Origin of the sequence: Photorhabdus kayaii, from assembly GCF_025384895.1 — a bacterium.
In the GTDB taxonomy this organism is placed as follows: Bacteria; Pseudomonadota; Gammaproteobacteria; order Enterobacterales; family Enterobacteriaceae; genus Photorhabdus; species Photorhabdus kayaii.
In genome coordinates, this window is the sequence record NZ_JAJAFZ010000017.1 from 44,733 (window position 1) to 70,960 (window position 26,228).

23 protein-coding genes are annotated in these 26,228 nt (G+C 41.5%); 14 read left to right on the top strand and 9 right to left on the bottom strand.

Annotated features, from left to right (window positions below):
- Positions 1-134: 134 nt before the first annotated feature.
- The 3 genes from nadA (at position 135) to aroG (ending at position 3,394) form a co-directional block, all read left to right on the top strand.
- On the top strand, positions 135-1,175 hold the full coding sequence (nadA, locus tag LGZ98_RS08860) for a quinolinate synthase NadA (protein ID WP_113043798.1): 1,041 nt from the start codon (positions 135-137) through the stop codon (positions 1,173-1,175).
- 54 nt (positions 1,176-1,229) lie between these two features.
- Complete coding sequence (gene pnuC, locus LGZ98_RS08865; RefSeq protein ID WP_262977986.1) at positions 1,230-1,955, top strand: nicotinamide riboside transporter PnuC; 726 nt, start codon at positions 1,230-1,232, stop codon at positions 1,953-1,955.
- Positions 1,956-2,341: 386 nt separating this feature from the next.
- Positions 2,342-3,394, top strand: coding sequence for a 3-deoxy-7-phosphoheptulonate synthase AroG (gene aroG / locus LGZ98_RS08870; protein WP_113043800.1), 1,053 nt, complete (start codon positions 2,342-2,344; stop codon positions 3,392-3,394).
- Between the two features lie 96 nt (positions 3,395-3,490).
- Here the strand turns inward: aroG and gpmA are convergent, their stop codons facing one another.
- The 4 genes from gpmA to modE all read right to left on the bottom strand — a co-directional run bounded on the left by gpmA (position 3,491) and on the right by modE (position 7,956).
- On the bottom strand, positions 3,491-4,243 hold the full coding sequence (gpmA, locus tag LGZ98_RS08875) for a 2,3-diphosphoglycerate-dependent phosphoglycerate mutase (RefSeq protein ID WP_113043801.1): 753 nt from the start codon (positions 4,241-4,243) through the stop codon (positions 3,491-3,493).
- Between the two features lie 159 nt (positions 4,244-4,402).
- On the bottom strand, positions 4,403-5,227 hold the full coding sequence (locus tag LGZ98_RS08880; RefSeq protein ID WP_191214954.1) for a CPBP family intramembrane glutamic endopeptidase: 825 nt from the start codon (positions 5,225-5,227) through the stop codon (positions 4,403-4,405).
- Positions 5,228-5,512: 285 nt separating this feature from the next.
- The gene (modF, locus tag LGZ98_RS08885) at positions 5,513-6,988 is read right to left on the bottom strand and encodes a molybdate ABC transporter ATP-binding protein ModF (RefSeq protein ID WP_113043803.1); all 1,476 of its coding nucleotides are present in this window, start codon (positions 6,986-6,988) and stop codon (positions 5,513-5,515) included.
- A 176-nt stretch (positions 6,989-7,164) separates the two neighbouring features.
- Positions 7,165-7,956: a molybdenum-dependent transcriptional regulator gene (gene modE, locus LGZ98_RS08890; RefSeq protein ID WP_113043804.1), complete on the bottom strand. Its 792-nt coding sequence runs from the start codon at positions 7,954-7,956 to the stop codon at positions 7,165-7,167.
- A 182-nt stretch (positions 7,957-8,138) separates the two neighbouring features.
- Here modE and LGZ98_RS08895 point away from each other — a divergent pair, with 182 nt between their 5' ends.
- From LGZ98_RS08895 to modC, 4 genes are all read left to right on the top strand, one after another.
- The gene (locus tag LGZ98_RS08895; protein WP_112876254.1) at positions 8,139-8,273 is read left to right on the top strand and encodes an AcrZ family multidrug efflux pump-associated protein; all 135 of its coding nucleotides are present in this window, start codon (positions 8,139-8,141) and stop codon (positions 8,271-8,273) included.
- Positions 8,274-8,521: 248 nt separating this feature from the next.
- Positions 8,522-9,292, top strand: coding sequence for a molybdate ABC transporter substrate-binding protein (modA, locus tag LGZ98_RS08900; protein WP_113043805.1), 771 nt, complete (start codon positions 8,522-8,524; stop codon positions 9,290-9,292).
- Between the two features lie 17 nt (positions 9,293-9,309).
- Positions 9,310-10,002 carry a molybdate ABC transporter permease subunit gene (modB, locus tag LGZ98_RS08905; RefSeq protein ID WP_113043806.1) on the top strand — a complete coding sequence of 231 codons (693 nt, stop codon included), beginning with the start codon at positions 9,310-9,312 and terminating at the stop codon, positions 10,000-10,002.
- The gene (gene modC / locus LGZ98_RS08910; protein WP_191214951.1) at positions 9,996-11,060 is read left to right on the top strand and encodes a molybdenum ABC transporter ATP-binding protein ModC; all 1,065 of its coding nucleotides are present in this window, start codon (positions 9,996-9,998) and stop codon (positions 11,058-11,060) included. Before modB ends, modC begins: the two co-directional genes overlap by 7 nt.
- 69 nt (positions 11,061-11,129) lie before the next feature.
- Here modC and LGZ98_RS08915 read toward each other — a convergent pair whose 3' ends face one another.
- Positions 11,130-11,948 carry a pyridoxal phosphatase gene (locus LGZ98_RS08915; protein ID WP_113043808.1) on the bottom strand — a complete coding sequence of 273 codons (819 nt, stop codon included), beginning with the start codon at positions 11,946-11,948 and terminating at the stop codon, positions 11,130-11,132.
- Positions 11,949-12,093: 145 nt separating this feature from the next.
- On the opposite strand from LGZ98_RS08915, the gene pgl reads away from it, so the two are divergent.
- Positions 12,094-13,080, top strand: coding sequence for a 6-phosphogluconolactonase (pgl, locus tag LGZ98_RS08920; RefSeq protein WP_113043809.1), 987 nt, complete (start codon positions 12,094-12,096; stop codon positions 13,078-13,080).
- A 360-nt stretch (positions 13,081-13,440) separates the two neighbouring features.
- Here pgl and LGZ98_RS08925 read toward each other — a convergent pair whose 3' ends face one another.
- On the bottom strand, positions 13,441-14,493 hold the full coding sequence (locus tag LGZ98_RS08925) for an Abi family protein (protein WP_228900194.1): 1,053 nt from the start codon (positions 14,491-14,493) through the stop codon (positions 13,441-13,443).
- 282 nt (positions 14,494-14,775) lie between these two features.
- Positions 14,776-16,047: an adenosylmethionine--8-amino-7-oxononanoate transaminase gene (gene bioA, locus LGZ98_RS08930; protein WP_113043811.1), complete on the bottom strand. Its 1,272-nt coding sequence runs from the start codon at positions 16,045-16,047 to the stop codon at positions 14,776-14,778.
- Between the two features lie 94 nt (positions 16,048-16,141).
- Between bioA and bioB the strand changes: the two genes are divergently transcribed.
- From bioB to bioD, 4 genes are read left to right on the top strand one after another with little or no spacing between them, the layout of a single operon-like run.
- A complete protein-coding gene (gene bioB / locus LGZ98_RS08935; protein WP_112876161.1) occupies positions 16,142-17,179 on the top strand; it encodes a biotin synthase BioB in 1,038 nt (345 codons plus the stop codon).
- A complete protein-coding gene (gene bioF, locus LGZ98_RS08940) occupies positions 17,179-18,330 on the top strand; it encodes an 8-amino-7-oxononanoate synthase (protein WP_113043812.1) in 1,152 nt (383 codons plus the stop codon). Before bioB ends, bioF begins: the two co-directional genes overlap by 1 nt.
- Positions 18,314-19,081, top strand: a complete 768-nt coding sequence (gene bioC / locus LGZ98_RS08945) for a malonyl-ACP O-methyltransferase BioC (protein WP_113043813.1) — start codon at positions 18,314-18,316, stop codon at positions 19,079-19,081. The genes bioF and bioC overlap by 17 nt, the downstream gene beginning before the upstream one ends.
- On the top strand, positions 19,074-19,754 hold the full coding sequence (gene bioD, locus LGZ98_RS08950; protein WP_191214953.1) for a dethiobiotin synthase: 681 nt from the start codon (positions 19,074-19,076) through the stop codon (positions 19,752-19,754). The genes bioC and bioD overlap by 8 nt, the downstream gene beginning before the upstream one ends.
- A 286-nt stretch (positions 19,755-20,040) precedes the next feature.
- On the opposite strand, the gene LGZ98_RS08955 is transcribed toward bioD, so the two are convergent.
- Positions 20,041-20,934, bottom strand: a complete 894-nt coding sequence (locus LGZ98_RS08955; protein ID WP_262977987.1) for a queuosine precursor transporter — start codon at positions 20,932-20,934, stop codon at positions 20,041-20,043.
- Positions 20,935-21,549, bottom strand: coding sequence for a helix-turn-helix domain-containing protein (locus tag LGZ98_RS08960; protein WP_112876157.1), 615 nt, complete (start codon positions 21,547-21,549; stop codon positions 20,935-20,937). It lies immediately after the preceding gene.
- Positions 21,550-23,078: 1,529 nt separating this feature from the next.
- Here LGZ98_RS08960 and uvrB point away from each other — a divergent pair.
- Positions 23,079-25,088, top strand: coding sequence for an excinuclease ABC subunit UvrB (gene uvrB, locus LGZ98_RS08965; RefSeq protein ID WP_113043816.1), 2,010 nt, complete (start codon positions 23,079-23,081; stop codon positions 25,086-25,088).
- A gap of 502 nt (positions 25,089-25,590) precedes the next feature.
- Positions 25,591-26,228, top strand: a 638-nt coding sequence (locus LGZ98_RS08970; protein WP_262977988.1) for a contractile injection system protein, VgrG/Pvc8 family, incomplete at its 3' end; no start/stop codon positions are given.

Here is a 26,228-nt window from a genome sequence, read left to right on the forward strand (position 1 = left end):
ACAAAATATTTCACGATAAATTGCTATAAATTGGTTATTTTGTTTAGTATATTAAACAAAATCGGGCAAGTTTTCGGACTGAAAACCAAAATTATTGCTTTTTAAAACCATATACTAAACAGAGAGTCAAAGTAATGAACCAGTATATTGATTTTAATTCAACCATTTATCCATTTCCTCCCAAACCTGCTTTTCTCAGTAAGGATGAAAAAAAACATTACCGTGAAAAAATTAAATACCTTTTAAAACAGCAGGATGCCGTTATAGTCGCACATTATTATACCGATCCTGAGATCCAAGCTTTAGCTGAAGAGACAGGAGGGTGTGTTGCAGATTCATTGGAAATGGCACGTTTTGGCAATAATCATCCGGCCTCTACTTTATTAGTTGCCGGTGTGCGATTTATGGGAGAAACCGCCAAAATTCTCAACCCTGAAAAGCGTGTTTTAATGCCAACGCTGGAAGCTGAGTGTTCGCTAGATCTTGGTTGCCCTGAAAAAGAGTTCACCCAGTTTTGTGATGACAATCCTGATCGTACCGTAGTGGTTTATGCAAATACATCAGCAGCCGTTAAAGCACGAGCGGATTGGGTTGTGACTTCAAGTATTGCTGTTGAATTGATCGATTATCTGGATAGCCAGGGAAAGAAGATAATTTGGGCACCCGATCGCCACTTGGGGAATTATGTTCGTAAACAAACAGGGGCCGATATTCTGTGTTGGCAAGGGGCTTGTATTGTTCATGATGAATTTAAAACTCAGGCTTTGCTAAGGATGAAAGGTCTGCATCCCGATGCTGCGGTATTGGTTCATCCTGAATCACCGCACGCTGTTATTGATCTGGCTGATGCTGTTGGTTCGACCAGCCAATTAATCAAAGCAGCGCAATCTTTGTCGCATCAGAAACTGATTGTGGCAACAGATAAAGGCATTTTTTATAAAATGCAGCAAGCGTGTCCTGAGAAGCAGTTATTTGAAGCACCTACGGCTGGAGAAGGCGCGAGTTGCCGCAGTTGTGCTCATTGTCCGTGGATGGCAATGAATGGTTTACAAGCCATCGTTCAGGGGTTGGAACAGGGAGGGGTTCAGCATGAGATATTGGTTGAAAAAGAATTACGGGAAAAGGCACTTATTCCGTTAAATAGGATGCTTGATTTTGCAACTCAGTTAAAATAGAAAATTGAATAATGAGAGTAATATTTTATTGTAGATAATAATAGGATATAACAGATGGATTTTTTCAGTATTAACAACATATTAGTAAATATACCTCTGGGAAAAGGAGGGTATGATTTATCGTGGATTGAAGCGGTAGGTACGATCGCTGGCTTGTTATGTATTTGGTTTGCTAGTCAGGAGAAGATAATTAACTATTTGTTTGGACTAATTAATGTCACATTATTTGCGGTGATTTTCTTCCAAATTCAACTTTATGCCAGTTTATTGCTGCAATTATTCTTCTTTGCGGCAAATATTTATGGTTGGTATGCTTGGAGCAAGGTTAATGATCAGCAGCAGATTGAACTTAAAATACGTTGGTTAAGTTTGAATAAGGCGGTAATAATTAGTCTAATTTCTGTGCTATTGATTGCCATTATGACTTTTAATATTGATCGAGTCTTTGGCTATCTGACTCAGATTGCCGTTACGATTATGCAAAAATTTGGCTTTAATGTTCAGATGCCGATATTGGAGCCCGATGCATTCCCATTCTGGGATTCGACAATGACGGTGTTATCTATTGTGGCAATGATTCTGATGACTCGTAAATATGTTGAAAACTGGCTGATATGGATGGTTATCAATGTGATAAGCGTTGTTATCTATTTCCATCAAGGCGTGCTGGCAATGTCGTTGCAGTATGTGATTCTCTTGGGCATTGCATTTAATGGCTTCCATTTGTGGGTTCAGGCAGCTAAGGAAAACCATTCTTTGCCATTATCTCATGTGAAATAGTTTGCTAACTATGCCAGAGAATTGTTTTGTTGATTTCTGGCATATTTTTAGGTATTTACTTTGATAATTCTCATTTCTAAAGATATTTCAACCATAAGAATAGAGCTAACCACACATTGACAATATCTTGCTATGTTTTGCGTTACGCATTGATTTATTTATTCTCTACAAAGAATATTTACAGTTTGGCTTCTAACAGTTAGATTAAAATCACAAGATTGCTTTAATTAAATATATACCCAATAGATTTCAAGATGCATCGCGACGGCAAGGGAGCGAATCCCCGGGAGCATAGGTAACTATGTGACTGGGGTGAGAGAGTGCAGCCAACAAAGAGGCAACTTGAAAGATGACGGATATACAAAGATGTTAGATGAGAGAGGGTTATGAATTATCAGAATGATGATATAAGAATTAAAGAGATAAAAGAATTATTACCTCCTGTGGCACTACTTGAAAAATTTCCAGCAACTGAAAAGGCTGCATTGACAGTACGTAAGGCGCGTAAAACGATTCATCAAATTCTGACGGGTGAAGATGATCGTCTGTTGGTTGTGATTGGGCCATGTTCTATTCATGATCCTAAAGCAGCAATGGAATATGCCGAGCGGTTGAATGAATTGCGTGAGGAGCTGAAAGAGGATCTGGAAGTTGTCATGCGAGTTTATTTTGAAAAACCGCGTACAACTATTGGCTGGAAAGGGTTAATTAATGACCCTCATATGAATCACAGTTTTGATATTAATGATGGTTTGCGTTTAGCGCGTCAGTTGTTACGGGATATTAATGACATGGGGCTACCGGCTGCGGGGGAATATCTGGATATGATTTCTCCACAGTATTTAGCCGATTTGATGAGTTGGGGAGCAATTGGCGCTCGTACAACGGAATCTCAGGTCCATCGTGAGTTGGCTTCTGGCCTTTCCTGTCCGGTTGGTTTTAAAAATGGTACTGATGGTGCGATAAAAGTTGCCATTGATGCGATTAATGCAGCGGGTTCCCCTCATAGTTTCCTTTCTGTCACTAAGTGGGGACATTCCGCGATTGTAAATACCAGCGGAAACAATGATTGTCATATTATCTTGCGTGGTGGTAAAGAACCGAATTACAGTTCCGAACATGTCGCTGCCGTGAAGCAAGACTTGGAAAAAGCCGGTTTGTCGGCAAGAATTATGATTGATTTCAGTCATGCTAATAGTTCTAAGCAATTTAAAAAGCAGATGGATGTGTGTTCAGATGTGAGTCGGCAGCTTATCGCTGGGGAGAAAGCGATTATTGGTGTCATGGTAGAAAGTCATTTGGAAGAAGGAAATCAGAATCCGGATAGCGGTCTGCCATTGGTATATGGTAAAAGTATTACTGATGCTTGCATTGGTTGGGCTGATACTGAAATTTTGTTACGTCAATTGTCGTCGGCAATAAAAGCGCGTCGTGGCTGATAACATTTTTCCAATGTAAAAAAACCGGAATCGACAACTCCGGTTTTTTATGTTTGCTGGAAAATAGGGTGTCAGCAATTTTTTATCGGCAATGAATTATTTCGCTTTACCTTGGTTTGCTACAGCCGCGGCTTTTGCTGCGATTTCATCAGCGTTACCCAGATAGTAATGTTTGATTGGTTTCATGTTTTCGTCGAATTCATAAACCAGAGGTACTGCTGTTGGGATGTTTAGCTCAAGAATAGTTTCTTCGCTCATATTATCCAGATATTTAACCAAAGCACGCAAAGAATTACCGTGCGCTGCGATAATCACTTTTTCACCTTGAGCAACACGCGGTTTGATAACTTCTTCCCAGTAAGGGATCACGCGTTCAATAGTCGTTGCCAGGCTTTCGGTCACGGGTAACTCTTCTGGCTTCAAATTCGCATAACGTGGATCATGGCCTGGGAAACGTTCATCATCTTTAGTTAAATCTGGTGGGGTGATAGCAAAACCACGACGCCATAGTTTAACCTGATCATCGCCGTATTTAGCTGCGGTTTCTGATTTGTCCAAACCTTGCAGAGCACCATAATGACGTTCATTTAGTTTCCAGCTTTTTTCAACAGGTAACCACTGTTGATCAACCTGATCCAGAATGTTCCACAGCGTATGGATAGCGCGTTTTAGCACGGAGGTGTAGGCAAAATCAAAAACAAACCCTTCTTTTTTCAACAGTTGCCCTGCTTGTTGAGCTTCGGCGCGACCTTTTTCAGATAACGCGACGTCAGTCCAGCCAGTGAAACGGTTCTCTCTGTTCCACTCGCTTTCGCCATGTCTTACCAGAACCAGTTTAGTGACAGCCATAGCTTAAACTCCTTAAAAGTCAAACTTAATGATAACTGAGCGCATTATATTGCCCTATGCACTAGAACAGCAATCAATAGTCTTGTTTCAAACTTTATTTGCTTGAAAAGCTGAATTTCTTGCAGATTGCTGAATAGATACCGGGCAAGTTTGACACGTTTATAGTGCGGTCACCAACTTGATTGGGTAAGTAAAGAACAGCAAATGGACTAAGTTGAGTGCGAAATGGAATCCAACAGCGACCCACAGACGGCCACTCCACATCCATGCTAGCCCATATATTAATCCGGCAAGTGTAGCAAACATCATCAGTAATGGGCCGCCGACGAAGTGTGCGCCGCCAAAAATCAAAGCGGTGATGATCAGGGCAAAATAGGGGTTAATCCACTGACTTAACCTCTGTTGGATATAGCCACGGAATAGCGCTTCTTCTGCCAGCGAAACGAAGAAAATATTGGCCAATATAAACATCGGTAACCATTGTGGCATGTGCAGTTCAACTGCGAGTCCTCCGAGAGCCGTTGCTATGCTTAACAATACAGGAATAGCAATAGCTAAGATTATCCATGCATAAGGCCAAATTTTGGTCAGTGGCTTTGTTGTAAATAGGCTAGGCATGCAACATAACAGCAGGAAAGGAATGAGTGCTTTGTCAAAGTTGAAATACATTGAGAATGGGGCACTATGAGGGCCTACCTGAACTTTATCGAGATATTTCAGATTATTAAAACCTGGGAGCAGATGTAGGAATAATGCCACTGCAAAGGCGAGTAATAGTAGCTCAGTTGTGATTTTAATGATGTTATTTTGTTGAAAATAGATACGTAGCGCACCTAACAAAAAAATAATCGCAATAGTGGCGACTGCCGGATAAATCATAGTTTGAGTGACAAATCCGGTAATAACTGCGGCCAGTAGAACAATCAGTGCAGTAGTGCGGTGTATAGCTAATAATGCCAGTGATGTAGCAAGTAAACCCCAAATCATATATTTCCCTTTATTTTTAACAAATTAAAAAAGGATCTGAAAAGCAGACCAAAAATTGATTATGGATGTTATTTAGTGAGCAAAAATAATAATGCATGATAACTAAATTGCGATGTTTTTTTCACTGGTCGGAGAAGTTCTCATGCTGGTAATAATCGTTCCTTAATTCAGATTGTTTGGTCAATAATCAATCACCTTATTAAGATACTAATAGAAATGGCTGTGATGAAAATTGGCTAGACTCATAAGTAAGATCCCCTCATAACGGGGAACTATCAGAAATCAATCAGAAACTTTCTCCGTTTTGTAGCGGTATAGATCACCATCAGGAATAAATATCAGTCGGTGAGTAATGCATTGCGGCGCATCTTCCTGATGATGAGAAACAAACAGTAGTTGAGTATCGCCATCAGCAATCATGACATCAATAAAACGTAATACCAACTGGCGGTTGAGTGGATCAAGCCCTTGGAGAGGTTCATCAAGGATTAATAAAGCCGGATGTTTAACCAGTGCGCGAGCTATCAGAACAAGTCGTTGTTGTCCCCATGAAAGGCTGTGAAACGGGCCGTTGGCAATCTGAACAGATAATCCTAATAAAGCCAGCCATTCATCAGCAAGTTGCTGCTGGCGATCTGATACTGTCTGATAAAGACCAATTGAATCGAAGAAACCGGACAGAATCACATTACGAACGCTGATACTGACACGATATTCCAGATGAATGCTGTTGCTAATATAGCCAATATGGCGTTTGATATCCCAAATGGTTTCGCCGCTACCGCGTTGACGGCCAAACAGGATCAGCTCATTACTGTAGCCTTGAGGATGATCTCCGGTAATCAGACTCAGAAGCGTTGATTTTCCGGCACCATTTGGGCCAATAATTTGCCAATGTTCACCTGAATTCACTTGCCAATCTAGCCCATGCAAAATTGGCTGATCATTATACTGAACGATACCATTACGTAGGATAATCAGCGGTTGATCGGGCGGTAGCTGATTATCGACAGGAAATTCATCTGTTTCAGGTAAATGAATACCGTTCAGTTTTTCACTGTGTGCCAGTTGAGCTACCAAGGAATCTGCCATCACTTTTTCTTTGATGCCAACAGAGGTTAGCTGGCAATCCGCTAGTACGCCAATCTGATCAACAAAATCTGGGATTTCACTGAACCGGTTAAGGATAAGTACCAAAACGATTCCTTTTGATGACAATTTTTCCAGTAATTCAGCGAGTTGACCACGGGAAAATAGATCAAGACCATTAAAAGGTTCATCCAGAATCAGCAAATCAGGTGAAGCCATCAGTGCCTGGCAAAGTAATGTCTTGTGGGTTTCACCAGTAGAAAGATATTTAAAACGACGGGAAAGTAAATCCATAATACCGAACTGTTTTGCCAGTTCCAGGCAAAGTTCGTTATCTTTATGATAAAGCTGGATAATTTCTGCCGCAGTGCGGCCGGTATCATCTTCATCATCACTGAGCATATCAGTATTATTGCGTTGCCATTCTTCTTCCGTCAGTTTTTGTAATTGTTCTAGAGAGACGCGGGCGCACCTGCGAAATGAGCAATTTCGTTCGCCGGAAAGTAGGACTAATTCATTTGAAAGCGCACGGGCCAATGATGATTTTCCGCTACCATTAGCGCCAATAAAAGCCCAATTTTCGCCAGAGGCTATTTTTAGTGATGATAACTGCAAGGTACGAGTATCACTTAAACGGAAACAGCCTTGCGTTATTTGCAATTCAGACATCTTTTATTCCTTTTTAAGCAATGCAAATATCTTTCCACAAATAAGCGGAATGCCACGGAATGTCAATATTAACTTTTAATTAACATTTAATATCGGACACTAGGTGATGCGTAAGGCACGTAACACAATGATATTACTGGATATTATGAATTGTTCAGTGATAATGGAATCAATTCTTAACACAGAGTTGCAATAATTACTTGGTCAGCATTAAAAAGTGCAGTGATTTTATCTCCAGAATGTAGTTTCAGGTTATTTGCTTCTTGATTGGGCAGAGTAGAACAGAGGATTTCACCGCCATCAAGAACAATAATAATTTCTGTGTTCTCTTCGCTGGTTTCAATTTTACTGATCAGCCCTGTCAGGGCATTGTCGAAATGACCGATAGAGAACGGCTCTTTAGTGAGTTTCACCCAAGGTGCTTTAATGAGCGCCAATACCTCTTTACCTTTTGCCAAGCCAAGACGGTTAGCGCTTTGTTCTGTTAATGCCGCATTCAGTGATGTTTGACCATCTGTCAGCAAGATGCGGATATGTTGCTGCACCTGATTATGGTCACGGTCAGTAATTGTGCCAAAGAATTGGTTACGGGCGCTGGTTTGCAGAGAAAAACGGGAAATGGCCGCTAACAGACTGTCGAGGGGAAGTTGGTTATCTTTTAGCACATCAAAGGCTTTTTGCTGAATTTGTGTCAGTAGATCGTAAAGTTGCAATAGACGTTCGCCATAATGGGTAAGATTTGTCCCGCCGCCTCCTTTACCACCTGTAGCACGGTCTACCAGTATTTCGTCTGCCAGCTGATTCATTTCATTAATTGCGTCCCAGGCGCTTTTATAACTGATACCGGCCTGTTTTGCTCCCTGACTGATAGAACCCGTTGCTTTAATCTGTTTTAGTAATAATATTCGCCGTGGATCTGCGAATAACCGTTGTTGTAATTTCAGTGTCAGTAGAATTTCGGCTTGCATAATAGTTTTTTTTAGTAAATATAATCGTAAATTTTGATAGGCTAACCCGAAAAACGCACGTTTAGCCGGTTACTGTTGTCTGTCTTTGTCTAGAATGGTACTAATTATAGCGGTATTACCTGCTATGGTTAAAAATGTGTTATGTTGCTGGCTCATTTAATGAGCCATTGTGTGAGGCTACCATGTTTGAGTTGATTAAAAGTATGGCTTTCGCCCTGGTCATGGTACCGGTAGTGACGGCCGGAATTTTAGGTTTAATTTATGGTCTTGGGGAACTGTTTAATATCGTTTCCCGTATTGGTCGTTCTGAAAAGTAAAACTAATATTTCTTTTACACCAGATGCTATTCTGATTACCCGGTGATTAACCGGGTAATTTGTCTTAATTAATCATAATCAATTCCATTTTATTCATTTGGTTTTCCTATTACAGTATTTTACTTCGAATTAAATTAGATAGTAAAAGTTGCTCACAATTTGCCGATTAATATTGGAACACTCTTCCAATTGACGTTATATCTTGTTATACACGATGAACTAATAGGTAAGAAGCAGGTGGAAAACAAATGAAAAAGAGTTTTGGCAAACTGCTAGTCGGCGTTGTCGTTTCTTTTGCTTTGACGTGGCAAGTGTGGGCTACGGAAAAAGTCACATTATTCGCTGCCGCCTCGTTGACTAATGCACTTGATGATATTGCGGCGTTGTATAAGCGAGAGAAAAAAGGTGAAGTGGTGGCTTCTTATGCTGCCTCTTCCATTTTGGCTCGCCAGATTGAGCAAGGTGCGCCGGCAGATATTTTTATTTCCGCTGATCAACAGTGGATGGATTATGTTGCCGGGAAGAAACTGATTATTGATGAAACTCGGTTGACTATGTTGGGCAATCAACTCGTTCTGATTGCACCGAAAGCGAGTAAACTCAATAAAGTTGATATTAATAAAGAAACCAAATGGAAATCCTTATTAGAGGACGGTCGTCTTGCTGTTGGTGATCCAGATCATGTTCCAGTGGGTATTTACGCTAAAGAGTCTCTGCAATATTTAGCAGCATGGGAGAGGGTTAATCCTCTGCTGGCGCGTACCAGTAATGTGCGCAGTGGGTTGGCGCTGGTGGAGCGTGCTGAGGTTCCATTGGGCATTGTTTATGGTTCGGATGCCGTTGCCAGTAATAAAGTCAAAGTGGTGGGGATTTTCCCGGCAGAGAGCCACAAACCGATTGAATACCCAATGGCGATTATCAAAGATCATAGTAATCCCACCGTTCTCGATTTTTATGAATATTTGAAAACCCCTAAAGCCGTTGAAATTTTTAAACGTTATGGTTTTCACCCACTTTAGGAATAAATTTTTTGGCGATGTTGAGTGAATACGAATGGCAAGCCATCATTCTCAGTCTGAAAGTGTCCGGTATGGCAGTGTTATTTAGTCTGCCATTTGGGATCTTGATGGCATGGATTCTTGCTCGTTTCCAGTTTCCCGGTAAATCATTACTTGACAGCATTATCCATCTGCCGCTGGTGTTACCACCCGTAGTCGTGGGTTATTTGCTGCTGATCAGTATGGGACGTCGTGGATTTATTGGTGAATGGTTATATGACTGGTTTGGCATCAGTTTTGCATTCAGTTGGCGTGGTGCGGCGCTAGCTTCTGCTATTGTTGCTTTTCCGTTGATGGTCAGGGCGGTACGTCTGGCGCTGGAAGGTGTTGATCGGCGGCTGGAACAGGCTGCTCGTACTTTGGGCGCGAATCCGTTGAAAGTATTTTTTACTATCACATTGCCGCTCTCTTTGCCTGGGATTATTGTGGGTACTGTGTTGGCATTTGCCCGTTCATTGGGTGAATTTGGCGCAACTATCACTTTTGTATCCAATATTCCAGGCGAAACGCGGACGATCCCTCTGGCAATGTATACCTTGATTGAAACACCTGGAGCAGAAATGGCTGCGGCTCGTTTGTGCATCATTGCCATTATTCTAGCGTTGATGTCACTGATGGTTTCTGAATGGCTAACCCGTTGGGGAAGGAGACGTTTGGGAGCAACATGTTAGAGCTAGATTTTGAGCAACAACTTGGTGATCTTCATTTACAGGTCAATACACAGTTAGCTACTGAGGGGATCACGGCTGTTTTTGGTCTTTCAGGCGCTGGGAAAACTTCACTGATAAATGTTATTGCCGGCTTGATACGCCCACAGAAAGGACGGATTGCCCTTAATGATTATGTGTTGGTAGATATTGGAAAAGGTATCTGCTTGCCATCAGAGCAGCGTCGTATAGGCTATGTTTTTCAGGATGCACGGCTTTTTCCTCACTATCGAGTAAAAGGTAATCTTCAATACGGGATGTCTCCGGAGATGAAGCCAGAATTTGATAGCATTGTTAGTTTGCTAGGAATTGAGCACTTACTATCACGTTTTCCTCTTACCTTGTCCGGCGGTGAAAAGCAGCGGGTTGCTATCGGTCGTGCTTTATTGACGGCACCGGATCTGTTGTTAATGGATGAACCGTTGGCATCGCTGGATCTCCCCCGTAAAAGAGAACTACTGCCTTATCTTGAAAAGCTTTCTGAAGAGGTCAACATCCCGATTTTATATGTCAGCCATAATCTGGATGAGATTCTTCGTCTGGCAGAAAATGTACTCGTCATGGATAACGGAAAAGTCAGGGCAACGGGAAAATTGGAAGAGGTTTGGTCCAGTAGTGCATTACGTCTTTGGTTACAAAAAGAGACGCTTAGCAGTATTCTGAATGTTTCAATGGTTGAACACCATAATCGTTATGAAATGACAGCGGTGGCACTAGCTGACCAGGCTTTATGGTTGCCGAAAATTGATGTTCAACCGGGAACCGATTTGCGTATCAGAATAGATGCTTCAGATGTTTCATTAGTACTGGAACCTCCTCGCGGCAGTAGTATCCGTAATATTTTAGCGGTGAAAGTGGTTGAGTTCTTTGATGATGATGGACACGTTGATGTCAAATTGGTGTTGAGTGGTCACTATTTATGGGCAAGGGTCACTCCATGGGCAAGGGATGAACTTAATTTGCGCTCTGGGCAGTGGCTTTATGCTCAGATAAAAAGTGTTTCTCTTAATCGGCAACTGTAGTCTCTGTTATAAATAACAACGGGGAGCTTATCGGAGGTTCCCCGGACAGTCATTTTGTCAGACAAGCAATTAAAGGGCATACTTGCGAATAACTTCGGCAATACCTGGCTGAGTATTATCCAGTGTTACCAGATCGGCTTGTTCTTTAATCGCATCCACACTGTTACCCATAGCGACACCGAGTCCGGCGGCTTTCAGCATGCTCAGATCATTAAAATTATCACCAAAAGCAATGACATCTTTCATCTTCATTCCCTGTGATTCAACCCACTGTTTCAAGCGCATACCTTTACTGTTACCTTTCTTGGTAATATCCACTTGATCGAACCATGACCATTCACACGAAAGACCTGTGTCATTTGCGATTTGTGCAGTCACTTCCCGCAGTTTTGCCAAATCAGGAGAACAGGTTGCAAATTTCCAGATAGACTGTACTTCGTCAATAGCATGTTGAAAGCTATTAACATGTCGCATAGTTGGGCGTTGAGATTCAGGTAGGGTTTCAGACCATTTTATGGTACGGACAACTGTGTCATACGGTTCTTCATATAACATGGCATCATCTACATACATCAGACGGTGAATATCTGTATTTTTTAAGTGGGTGAGAACTTTTATAGCTTCCTGAGTTGACAGTGGGTCTGAGGCTAAGACTTTCTTTTCATGATAATCAAACAGATAAGTACCATTACAGCAGATGGCAGGCGTGTTGAGTTGCAAAGCCTGATAAAAAGGGTGGATAGCAACATGATGACGGCCAGTGGCAATTAGCACCTTAATACCAGCTTTACGTGCTTCATTTAGTACAATGAGTGATTCTGGCAGGATATTTTTTTGAGGATCGAGTAGTGTACCATCCAGATCCAGTGCAATGATGCGATATGACATAAATTAGCCTCATAACTATATATAATGTAAGGATATTACATTAGAACTGAATAAAGCTACACCAATTGTGCGGTGAGTTTAACCGATAAAACCAATCGAGTCGTTACAGCACAATAAAATGGTAATGGATAATTAAGGAGTGAAGATGAAACAAGTGGTTTATACGGCGAGTCCAAACAGTTGTCAGATTCATGTTTGGAGCCTGAATAATGAAGGTGAGTTATCACTCATTCAGACAGTTGATGTACCGGGGGAAGTACAACCCATGGTGGTTAGCCCGGATCGTAAACATCTTTATGTTGGCATCCGACCACAATTCAGTATTGTCACTTACCAGATTGGCTCTAGAGGAGAACTGGTACAACAGGGGATTTCATCAATACCGGGTAGCCCGACTCATATCTCTACTGATAAACAGGGCCGTTTTCTATTCTCTGCCTCCTATAGTTATAACAATTTGAGTGTCAGCCTAATTGATGATCAAGGTATTGTGGGTGAACCTGTTCAGGTTATTGCAGGCTTGCAAGCACCGCATTCGGCTAATATTGACTGGGATAATAAACAACTATTGGTTCCTTGTCTGAAAGAAGATCGCATCCGTATTTTTGAGATGGCGGAAGAGGGCTATCTAACAGAAAAACGCGCTGAGAAAATCACTACGGCAATAGGTGCCGGTCCTCGTCATATGGAATTTCATCCAAATCAGCAGGTGATTTACTGTATTAATGAACTGGATTCTACGGTGGATGTTTATCGCAAGTGGGAAAAATACCGGCTTATTCAGAGGATTGATTCATTGCCGGCGGATTTAGCGGGTGTTCGTTGGTCTGCGGATATTCATATTACACCGGATGGTCGTCACCTTTATACCAGTGAACGGACTTCAAGTTTGATCAGCCATTTTGTTATTTCACAAGATGGTTCTAATTTGACGCTGGCTGGGCACTATAAAACTGAAACTCAGCCGCGTGGTTTTGCTATCGATCAGAGTGGAAGATATCTGATTGCATCCGGTCAAAAATCTGACCATATTTCAGTCTCTTCTATTGATAAATATACCGGTAAATTGACTGAATTGGCGCACTATCCAGTAGGTAAAGGCCCAATGTGGGTCACGGTGCTAGCCCTGTGAATTTGATAAGATTGTTGGGTGTTAACGGCGGTTGTATGTGCTAGCTACGGTTTAATCTGGTAGACATTGATGTAAAGAACCGGTAATTACCAGATCAAGTTTGAGTTAATACAACTCCAAATTTCGCAGTCATACAACCGGACAGATGCAGAAATGGTTTTCTGTGTCTGCTCGGTTGCACTAAACTCATCCACTAAATTTTCTGGTCATTTCTGTTGCAAAATTTCTTGTGAAAGTTTTCTACAAGATTTTTGCATTGAAATTGCCATTTTCGTCGGATTGTACATGCAGAAATAAATTTGCAAATAGTTTTTCACTATGATTTGTTGCGCTTATTTATGGTTAGCCATGCTAATGAAGTTAAGCTTGTTCAACATTTTTTGCATTGGGATATTGATTCTTACTCGCTTCTGGGGTAAATCTCACTAATGTTCCAGTACTATAGTTTTGAATATTATTTTTCATGTCCTTAGAGTTGGCAAAAAATATAGCTTTATCCTTTTGGCTTTTTATCAAGGCATATCGGGTATCGACTATTTTTACTATTTCTCCTATATGAGTAACATCTAGTTTATTTTCATCCCCCCATCCTATTATTATTGGTAGAGATGATAGCCCCGTGGATAATTGTTTATTTTTCCAAAGAGAATGAATACTGCATAATTCACTCATTTTGATGTTATTTTCAATAATAGATAACAGTTTTAAATTAGATGGATTGATCCACCGGATAACTTTTAAGCACTTCTCATAACTTTCAACAACCTTATTAATTATGTGTTCCATTTGGTATGCATTTTTAGAGCGCCACAAAGGTTCATGATGTGACAACCGATTTCGGATCTTGTTGATTTCTTTTAACTCATTGCCGATACTATTAATAGAAAGAGGGCGCTGAGTTTGTGTATCTAAAGCATATGGAAAAACTAATCCACGAAGTTCAGGCCATAATGTTAGATATGAATTTCTTTGTATATCGTAACTATTATTTACCATTGATACCCAAAAACCTAGTGTGAGTTTTGCAATATAATTCTCTGGGGTTAATGTTTTCCCATCTTTTTGTAGTTGCCTTGTTGCTGACAAAATGTTCCTATATGCTTCAGCATTATTTTTTTGAGTGAAGACATTAATAAACCAGAATTTATCAATCTTGTTTTTTTCTACTTGCCATTGTGCTTGGTTAAACGTGTTTTCAATTTTTATCTCTTCATAACGGATATATCCTTGATAAATGGCGTTGCGTAGGGAGACTTCGATAATTTGGAGTGCGGGGAAAAAAGCACTGGCAAGTTGTTTGTTCCACAGATAGATGCCCAAGCATTCTTCTTTTGTCATTCCACCTAATACAGGAAGCTGATAGGTAGAAAATCTGTAACTCGATAGTGAATCTATAATTGTCGTTATGGTCATAGTTGTTCATTTCCCTGTAGAGTTGTTTAACTATACCTATATTAAGGCTTGCTTTATATTCTATGTAAAGCTGGTGTTGACATTTTTGCCTATTTGCTGGATAATCTTTACCGAGAGGTAACTCTACTTGTGTAAGCACCCGCCCCTACTCATTGCGAAGGTCGGAGTGTGAAGAAATTTTTCAAAAAGGCTCCCAATTAGGAGCCTTTTTTGATCGAGCTGGAATTTAGCTTTATTAACTGTTCAGCAATAAATTCAAAAAACTTGTTTAATAACAGAAAATCACAAATTAATTGCCCCAGAGACAGCCTTTGTCAGGCGTGAAAGTTGCTCTGGTTGAATAATATAAGGCGGCATCAAATAAATCAGCTTGCCAAATGGTCTTATCCAGACACCTTGAGAAACAAAATAGTGTTGTAGCATCGCCATATTCACGGATTGCTTCATCTCCACGACGCCAATTGCACCTAATACCCGAATATCAGCCACTTTTTCATGGTGTTTTAGTGGCATCAACTCACTCTTTAATTGGTTTTCAATTGATTTAATACGTTGTTGCCAAGGGCTTTGTAATAACAAGTTCAAACTGGCTTCTGCTATGGCACAAGCTAATGGATTGCCCATAAACGTTGGGCCATGCATAAAACAGCCTGCTTCACCATTGCTAATCGTTTCGGCTACCTTACGGGTTGTCAGTGTTGCTGATAGTGTCATGTAGCCGCCTGTCAGCGCTTTCCCTACACATAAAATATCTGGCTCAATTTCAGCATGTTCACAAGCAAACAATTTTCCTGTGCGGCCAAAGCCGGTGGCAATTTCATCTGCAATTAATAGAATCCGGTGCTGATCACAAAGCATTCTGACCTGACGCAGATATTCAGGATGATAAATTCGCATTCCTCCAGCACCCTGTACGATGGGTTCAAGGATCACCGCGGCAATATCAAGGGAATGCTGCTCCAGCAAAGTGCGAAATGGCATGATATCCCGCTTGTCCCATTGAGAATCAAATCCGCACTGAGGCGATTCGGCAAATAGATGGGGTGGCAGGTAGCCTTTGTAGAGATTATGCATTGAATTGTCGGGATCACAGACGGACATAGCGCCGAATGTGTCGCCATGGTAACCGTGGCGTAATGTCAAAATACGCTGGCGTTTCTCACCTTTTGCCTGCCAGTATTGTAATGCCATTTTCAGAGCTACTTCCACTGCAACAGAACCTGAATCAGCCAGAAAAACACATTCCAGTGATGGCGGGGAGATTGTCACTAATTGCCTGCAAAGTGCGATTGCGGGTGGATGGGTAATTCCACCAAACATGATATGGGACATCTGATCAATCTGAATTTTAGCGGCTTGGTTCAGTACCGGATGGTTATATCCGTGAATGGCGGCCCACCAGGAAGACATACCATCCACTAGCTTACGGCCATCAGCCAACTCGATTTCCACCCCAGAAGCGCCAACGACAGGGTAAACCGGAAGAGGGTTGGTCATGGAGGTATAGGGATGCCAAATATGGTGTAGATCAAATTCAATATCAGAAGAAGTCATAAAGCTTAACGTAAACCAATTTTATTAAAATTGGTTGACAGTATAGCGGCATTATTTAAACTGACTAGACTTTTTTTACACTGGAGATGTTATTGTGATTGAGCGTAAGCAATGGACAATTAAGCAGGCGCAAGAGCTGTTTGATAAACCTTTTTTCGAATTATTATTTCAAGCACAGCAGGTTCATCGTATTTACTTTGACCCACAGCAAGTACAGGTCAGTACACTACTTTCCATCAAAACCGGGGCTTGTCCGGAAGATTGCAAATATTGCCCGCAAAGCTCCCGTTACAAAACAGGTCTTGAAAAAGAGCGGTTGATGGAAGTGGAACAGGTGATTGATTCTGCTCGTAAGGCTAAAAATGCGGGTTCAACACGTTTTTGTATGGGTGCCGCGTGGAAAAATCCCCATGAGAGGGATATGCCTTATCTGGAGAAAATGGTTAAGGAAGTCAAAGCATTGGGAATGGAAACCTGCATGACACTGGGCATGCTCAATGGGTTACAAGCGCAGCGGCTGGCGGATGCAGGATTAGATTACTACAACCACAACCTTGATACCTCCCCGGAATTTTATGGCAACATCATTACGACTCGGACCTATCAGGACAGATTGGATACCCTTGATAAAGTACGAGAGGCCGGAATAAAAGTGTGCTCTGGTGGTATTGTTGGTCTGGGTGAGGCGATACGTGATCGGGCCGCGTTATTGGTACAACTGGCAAATCTGCCAAAACCGCCAGAGAGTGTACCCATCAACATGTTGGTTAAAGTCAAAGGTACGCCATTGGCTGAGAACGAAGATGTAGACCCTTTCGATTTTATCCGCACGATCGCTGTTGCCAGGATCATGATGCCGTCTTCTCATGTTCGGTTATCCGCAGGTCGTGAACAGATGAATGAGCAGACACAGGCAATGTGTTTTATGGCTGGCGCTAATTCTATTTTTTATGGCTGTAAGTTGCTCACTACACCTAACCCTGCGGAAGATAAAGATTTACAACTATTTCGCAAGTTGGGCATTAATCCTCAGCAGACTCAGACAGCATTTGGTGATAATCAGCAACAGCAGCATTTGGCAGAAGCCATTATCAATGCGGATAACGAACAATTTTATAATGCGGCATTATAATGGACTGGTCATCTTATCTTTCTCGGCAATTGTCTGAGCGTTGGGACACTTCGCTATGGCGTCAGCGGCAGGTCAATCAGAAATCAGATGGGCGTTTCCTGTATACCACTGATGGCAAATATCTTAATTTTTCTAGTAATGATTACCTTGGGTTAAGTGCAAATCCCGCAATCATTTCCGCATGGCAGCGGGGAGCCGAACAATATGGTGTTGGTAGTGGCGGTTCCGGTCATATTACGGGTTATACAAAGGCTCATCAGCTATTGGAACAACAATTGGCTGACTGGCTGGGTTATCCAAAAGCATTACTGTTTATTTCGGGGTATTCTGCTAATCAGGGGGTCATTGCCGCGTTAATGACGGAACAGGATCGGATTATTGCCGATCGTCTGAGTCATGCTTCATTAATGGAAGCGGCTATGCATTCCCCCGCTCAGCTCCGGCGTTTTCTGCATAATCAACCTGAATCACTTGCAAATTTACTGGCAACGCCTTGTGTTGGAAAGACGCTGGTGGTAACCGAAGGTGTGTTCAGTATGGATGGTGACTGCGCACCGCTAGCCGATATTCATCAGCAAACCAGAATTTCTGGCAACTGGTTAATGGTGGATGATGCTCACGGTATTGGTGTCTGTGGTGAGCAGGGAAGGGGAAGCTGTTGGCAACAGGGAATCCAGCCGGAGATTTTGATTGTCACTTTTGGCAAAGCATTTGGGTTGAGTGGCGCAGCGGTGCTTTGTGATGAGCAGACGGCAGAATACCTAATTCAGTATGCTCGTCATCTGATCTACAGCACTTCTATGCCCCCCGCACAGGCTCAGGCGCTTTCTGAAGCTGTTCGGCAGATACAATCTGGTGATGAATTGCGTCAACGATTACAGCAGAATATCAATTACTTCCGCCGGCAAGCTCAAAAACTGCCATTTAATCTGACAGATTCAACTACCGCAATTCAGCCATTGATTGTGAGTGATAATGAGCTGAGTGTGTCCTTGTCTCAGTATCTGCAACAAAAAGGGATTTGGGTTAAAGCCATCCGCCCACCAACAGTACCACCGGGCAGCGCCAGATTACGTATTACTTTGACGGCCAGTCATATGCCACAGGATATTGATATGTTGATGGAGGCGTTGCATGGGTTCCGTAGCTGAATTTGCCAATAAACAGGCGATTGCTGGAGCGTTTGGACGAGCGGCCGCCAATTATGATGTGGTAGCGAAATTACAGCAGCAAACCGGTGAATTCCTCATGCAACAAGCCGCTGGACATCCTGGTCAGTTAATATTGGATGCGGGTTGCGGTACGGGTTTTTTTAGTCACCGCTGGCGACAACAGGGGAAGCAGGTTATTGGGTTGGATTTGGCATCAGGCATGTTAGCTCATGCCCGTAAGCAATTGGCGGCTGACTATTATTTACAAGCGGACATTGAACATTTAGGGCTTGCTGACAACAGTGTTGATATCTGTTTCAGTAATCTGGTTGTTCAGTGGTGTGATAATTTATCCAGTGCTTTAAGAGAACTTTATCGGGTAACCCGCCCTGGTGGATTAATTCTATTTTCCACCTTGGCTAAAGGTTCATTGCATGAATTGAAGCAAGCTTGGAGTACGGTTGATAACTATCAGCATATTAATCAGTTCCTGCCGCAACAGACAATTAAAGATGCCTGTCAAGGATTCCGGCATCTTCTTATTAGTCAGGTTTATCGCCAGCAATATTCTCATATATTGCCGCTATTGGGTTCTCTGAAAGGAATTGGTGCGACTCACCTTCATTATGGGCGACAGCAAGGACTGATGACGCGTGGACGGCTGACTGCTTTGGAACAGGCTTATCCACGAGAAAATGAACAATTACCTCTTAGCTATCAGGTTGTTTTTGGAGTGATTCATCGTGACTAAGTGCTGGTTTTTGACAGGTACAGATACCGAAGTGGGTAAAACAGTTGTAAGTTGTGCTTTGTTACAGGCGGCAACTAAAGCAGGATATAAAACAGCAGGTTATAAACCCGTTGCTTCTGGTAGTGAAATAACATCGGCAGGTGTTCGTAGTTCCGATGCATTGGCATTGCTGGCAAATAGTTCTGTATCTTTGCAATATGAAGAAGTGAATCCGTTAGTATTTGTTGAAGCGACATCACCCCATATTGCCAGTGATGACTTGAATCAACCTATTGATTTTACTGTTATGTCTACGGGGTTGTATCAGTTAGAAAAGAAAGCAGACTGGGTTTTAGTTGAGGGCGCTGGTGGTTGGTATACCCCTTTATCAGAATCGGTGACTTTTGCTGACTGGGTGGTTAAAGAGCAACTGCCGGTTATTTTGGCAGTGGGGGTGAAGTTGGGCTGTATTAATCATGCGCTACTTACCGTGGAGGCGATTATAGGTTCAGGGTTACATTTTGCAGGCTGGATAGCTAATGAGGTTGAACCCGCAGGCAAACGTCAGCAAGAATATTTGGCGACATTAGAGCGCATGTTACCTGCTCCTTTATTAGGTACGATTCCTCATTTAACGCAAGAATATTTTAATCATTTAGGGGAATATATAGATTTAAAATTACTGAATAATTAATTTGAAAGTTTAATCTGGTGGAATGTTATTTCAATGTCATGATGAATGATTACACTACTCATATCTATACCCGTCATCTTTCAAGTTGCCTCTTTGTTGGCTGCACTCGCTCACCCCGGTCACATAGTTATCTATGCTCCCGGGGATTCGCTCCCTTGCCGCCGCGATCCATCTTGAAATCCATAGGGTAGAGGTTATTTTAGGACAATATGCCGGAATGACATTCCGGCATAAAAATAATATTTTTCAACGAATTTTCTATATTCTGACAAAACGTTATCTCTATTTATACTTCAGCGAGTTTTTTATTCACTAGCGCATCTGCTGGTCGATTTATATAATTTCTGAATATCTTCCTTACCAGATAAATAGGACCTACACCCAGGATAGAATAAGCCACTTTAATTAGGAACTGGGCGATAATCATTTCTTTTATGATATCTATGCCGAGAACACCATAGAAAGCGATTGAACAGAATATGATACTGTCGAATGCTGAGGCGATAACAGTACTGGTTATTACTCGCAGGAAAAGATACTTTGAGTTTGTGAGAGATTTTATTTTGCAGAGGAGATACGAGTTTATATTCTCAGAGATAAAATAAGCAAGAGATGATGCCAGTAATACAGATACGATACTATTCACTATTCCATTATAAGTTGCACTAAACTCCCATCCAGGAACACCTGGCATCAGTGCGGTTCCCCAAAGCCCTAGAACAAATAATAAGTTCGCGGCAAAAGAGATAATAATCGTTCTTCTTGCCAGACGTAATCCATAGAATTCGTTTAGAATATCGACCAGTAAGAAGGTGATAGGGTAAATAAAAACCCCAGGAGGCGTGACAATATTAAGGATCGGGATATGAATGGGCTTCACACCACATATGGTAGAGAAAATATAGATAACACTGAGTGCGATGCTAATGAGTAAATAGGCTTGCCATGAACGCTCATGACGATCCCCAAGTTCATAAGCTGTTACGATATTACTGTGGCTGTATAGTTTCCGGTATATCGTACTGAGCTCATGTCTGCTCAGATCTTCTGAAATATCACTGTCAGCGAGCTCTTTTAACCCCATAGTAATGGTCTTACCTGTCGCTAGCACCATGACATTTGCCGATAATTTACCATACCTTGAAAATCCCAGTAACTTAAACTTTTGATTTACCGTCATTTATAGTCTTTCTCCTACTATGTAGCCTAAAAAATAAGCATTTTTGTAGGGTTTCCTATCGAGGCTGTCATCATTTTTCTCTTGCCGGATAAAGAACCCAATTTCCTTAGAGTAATACAATAATGGCGTATTGGTGACTAATGCGGGGGGACGTTTTATAATGATCACCTCACCGGGTATGAATGTATCTTCTATTGCCGATTCGACTTTAAGAGCCAACATGTTTGATTCATCACCAAAGAAATAGGTTAGCGGATACTCGGTAACAAGCTGACCTATTTTTTTCTCAGAAACGGCTAAAAATTCAGATTGTGGAACAATAGGGATAGCCGAAGGATTCTTATTGCCTTCGGTTGAAAGTGTTTCATTGAGGCGTTCTAATTGTTCAAGGTCATAATATTCTATTTCTTCACAGGAAACACCGAAAAAATCGGAGATCCGAAGAACAGTAGATTGTTGAACGTTATTGACTTGTCCTTCCAGGATTTTATAAATCGTGGTACGGGTCAATCCTGTTCGATTGGAAAAAGAGCTCTTGGTTTCTCCACGGGTACGTATCAAATATTCTATATTTTTAATGATATTTGTTTTTCGCTGTGCATTAGACGTTTTCATGAGAATCCTTTATATAAAGATAACAGCATTACTATATTACTTGATGATATTGTCCAGTGTGAAAAAACCACTCATTGTGATAATTTCTTGATTTTACTTTTAATATCTTATTCTTATGATTATCTATATTAGCACATCCTATATCGGAAAATGCTCATGGATTTACCCTTATATTCTAAAAATGAAAGTCAAATCATATAATTAAGTGAAATTCATTATAAAGTTTACACAAAACTGAACTTTATGTTTATTTTTGTGTTGACTTTATGGATTTTATTATAATAATGTTAAGTTGTGTTGATGTGTTTTTGGAACATCAGATAGCATCAAACAAAATATTATTCTTATAAATCTCTCGGGGAAGAGCTACTTTATCCTTCGAGTTTGGAAGTGGATTATTTTTTAGCACTAGGGAATTTCAAGAAAATAGAGGAAGTTAAATAAACATCAGGACTGAAATTAGTAAATTAGTAAATTAATAAAATGATAACACAGTTAAAACACCAGGAAATGGCAGTATAAAGATGCTTTGGAACAGCAATCGATTGAAATTGTGGATGATAGATACAAAGTAAGTTTTTCGATCGAAAATAGCCAGTAGAATATTGGACGTTTTACGAGGGCAGTGTCGATTTGATATTTATGTATCTATCATTTTTTTGAGCGGTCACGATGAAGTTTGTTTTGTAGAATAGAAGATATGTTGATGTGAATTCATTTGATGATATTGAACCTGCTATTGCTGAAAGCGTAGGAAGCAGAGAATCCTATTTCTGCTTAGGTAAAATACGACTCTCCCCTTGAGAAACAGATTTCATACGGAAACTGTTCACCAGCTATTTCTTATTGAATAAAAATTCCAATCTAACTCATATTTTTTACTGTTGTTTGGGGCAGAAAAGGCAGTTTTTTTCGCTCATTCTACAGAAAAAATAGACAATTATCTACCTTTAATGCTAGTGATATTGAAAGAATATAATTTATTGATATTTAATTTCCGTGAGAAAATTCTTACTTTTTCAGTGAATTTATTCATTTTTTTGAGAGGAAAAATTGAGATAAAGGTTAAAAAAATAGTAAAAATTTTTATCGGTAGAGGATACCTATTTTGTGGCATGATGTTGCAACCTCGTACAGTTAATAGGGTTTGTAGAGTTATCCACTATTCCTGTGGATAACCTTGTGTATTAGACTTAGAAAAGTTACGCGACGCAAGAAAATACGCGGCTTTCGTCAAGGTTGATGTTATTCTCGTCTTTGTTTTAATTTTATTAAATATCAATAAGATAACTAAAATCAAGCCCTGTCTGACCTGTGATGATGTCCCATGTTGTCACCTTTCAGCCAATCATATAAAAAATGGAAAAATCAAGATAATTTTGGGGATAAAATGGTATTTATTTTGATATCAACGGATGTTTAATTGATAGGGAAATGACCTACTTGAGTCCGTTTTTATAAAATCAACTTGAAGCTGGTTTTATATCCAGTATTATAGGCTAACTTAATGTTAGGAAAGTGAGATACCGATGAGCAAGGTGTTCAAATTACATTCTGACTTCCAACCGGGGGGTGATCAGCCAGAGGCCATCCGTCAATTACAAGAAGGCTTAGAAGACGGGCTTGCCCACCAGACTTTGTTAGGGGTTACGGGGTCGGGTAAGACATTTACTGTCGCTAATGTGATAGCCAATTTAAACCGACCAACGATGGTACTTGCTCCGAATAAGACACTGGCGGCTCAACTTTACAGCGAAATGAAGGACTTTTTCCCAGAAAATGCCGTAGAGTACTTTGTTTCCTATTACGATTATTACCAGCCGGAAGCTTATGTGCCGAGTTCCGATACTTTTATCGAAAAAGATGCTTCCGTGAACGAACACATTGAACAAATGCGCCTGTCTGCCACAAAAGCTTTGTTGGAGCGGCGAGATGTGATTGTCGTTGCGTCTGTATCGGCTATTTATGGTTTGGGTGATCCTGATAGTTACCTGAAAATGATGCTCCACCTGACCAACGGTATGATGATTGATCAACGCTCCATTCTGCGACGTTTAGCTGAATTGCAATATACCCGTAATGATCAGGCATTCCAGCGCGGGACATTTCGGGTTCGTGGTGAAGTGATTGATATCTTTCCGGCTGAATCTGATGAGCATGCCCTGCGCGTTGAACTATTTGATGATGAAGTAGAACGGTTATCACTGTTTGATCCGCTAACGGGACAGATTCAATATCATGTTCCGCGATATACCGTTTATCCGAAAACCCACTATGTTACTCCGCGTGAGCGTATTATTCAGGCAATGGAAGCGATTAAAATTGAGCTTGAGCAGCGGCGTAAGGTATTGCTGGCAAATGGTAAACTGCTGGAAGAACAGCGTGTTACGCAGCGTACCCAATTTGATTTGGAAATGATGAATGAATTGGGTTATTGCTCCGGCATTGAAAACTATTCCCGTTATCTCTCTGGCCGTGCCGAAGGGGAGCCGCCGCCGACACTGTTTGATTATCTCCCGGTTGATGGTTTGCTGGTAGTGGATGAATCGCACGTTACCATCCCGCAAATTGGTGGGATGTATCGAGGGGATCGTTCCCGCAAAGAGACGCTGGTGGAATATGGTTTCCGTATGCCTTCTGCGCTGGATAATCGACCACTTCGGTTTGAAGAATTTGAAGCACTGGCTCCACAGACCATTTATATTTCGGCTACGCCAGGCAAATATGAATTGGAAAAATCCAGTGGCGATGTGGTGGAACAGGTGGTGCGTCCGACGGGTTTGCTTGATCCGGAAGTAGAGGTGCGTCCTGTAGCGACACAGGTTGATGACTTACTGTCTGAAATCCGTATTCGAGCGGTGAAAAATGAACGGGTATTGGTCACCACATTGACTAAGCGAATGGCGGAGGATTTAACTGAGTATTTGGAAGAGCACGGTGAACGGGTTCGCTATTTGCACTCGGATATCGATACTGTCGAACGTGTGGAAATTATTCGGGATCTTCGTTTAGGTGAGTTTGATGTATTAGTGGGAATTAACTTGCTGAGGGAAGGGCTGGATATGCCAGAAGTTTCTCTGGTGGCTATTCTTGATGCGGATAAAGAAGGTTTCCTGCGGTCTGAACGTTCATTAATTCAGACGATTGGGCGTGCTGCCCGTAACCTGCATGGTAAAGCGATCCTTTATGGCGATAAGATCACTGATTCAATGGCAAAAGCTATTGGTGAAACGGAACGCCGGCGTGCTAAGCAGCAGATATTTAATGAAAAACACGGTATTGTTCCAAAAGGTCTCAATAAGAAAATTAGTGATATTCTGCAAATTGGGCAGCCAGCGGGTGGTAAAAGAAAGGGCAGAGGTAAAGCGGTCGCCACAGCGGAAACATTCAGCAACTTGTCTGCCAAAGAGCTGGAAAGTAAAATCCGCGAGCTGGAAGCGAAGATGTACCAGCATGCGCAGGATCTTGAATTCGAACAGGCGGCTAGTGTTCGGGATCAGGTTCAGGCATTGCGTGAGCAATTTATTGCCAGTTCTTAACAATTGCCCCGTAAATCCTTGCTCAATGCGAGGATGTCGCAAAAGGTCAGCATTGAAAATAAACCCGCAGAGATTTATTGCCTGTTATTGGGAGTGACAACCCATGACAGGCTAAATTTTTCGATTGAAAAGGAGCGATTGAGCGATTTATTAATTAAAGAATTCAATATGAAAAATCGGAACTGATAGCGATTAATTAGCTATTTTATGTGATATTTATCACATTTTTTCATGTTCATATGACAAATATCGTGATCTTGTGGTCATAATATTTAGAGAGCGAAATTCTCTGTTATTTGTCTCCACTCCATCCTACTCAGTTGGACGCGGTCTATTGTTCTCTCTAACGCCACGTATTAAATGATGGCTATTTTACGCTGTCATTTTTTTACCGCGGAACAGACCGCCGCTATTTAAAAGAGCCGCATGTCATGGCTCATTTAATGGCTTCTTGCGTTATCCCCGTTTCAGGATAATGGTTCAATTATGTAAGGTTTCAAATATGGATGGATTAGTTTTCACCTGCCGAATTGGCGAACTGCCCCAAACCACTTTTCAGGTAGCGCAATTTACTTTACAGGAAGAGCTGTCGCAGCTTTATCGCCTGACGTTAAAAGTGGTGAGCTCACGTGATGACATTCCCCTGAATGAACAGCTGGGGGACAGCGCGTCACTGACCATTACCCGCAATGGCGTCACCGAACGGACCATTAATGGGTTGATAGCTGGTGCTGAACAGGGTAATACCGATGGTCGTCGCACTTTTTATATTTTCACTATCCGCCCTACAATGTGGCTGATGACGCTCAATCAGGATAGCCGTATTTTCCATCGGCAGTCCGTACCGGAAATCTTAACGATCCTGCTTAAAGAGCATCGTATTTTATTTACCCGCGATACGCTCTATAAACGCCATGTCGAACGGGAATACACCACGCAAAAACGCGAATCCGCCTATGATTTCTGGTGTCGGCTGGCGGCGGAAGAGGGCATTATCTTCTGGTTTGAGGAGAAACAGACGTTGTTCTGTGATTGCCGCCTGGGCATGCAGGCGGATATCGATCTGACTTACAATACGCATCCTGAAACGGACGAGACCGATACCACGGCGTACCAATGGAGTTATGGCGAATACCTGTG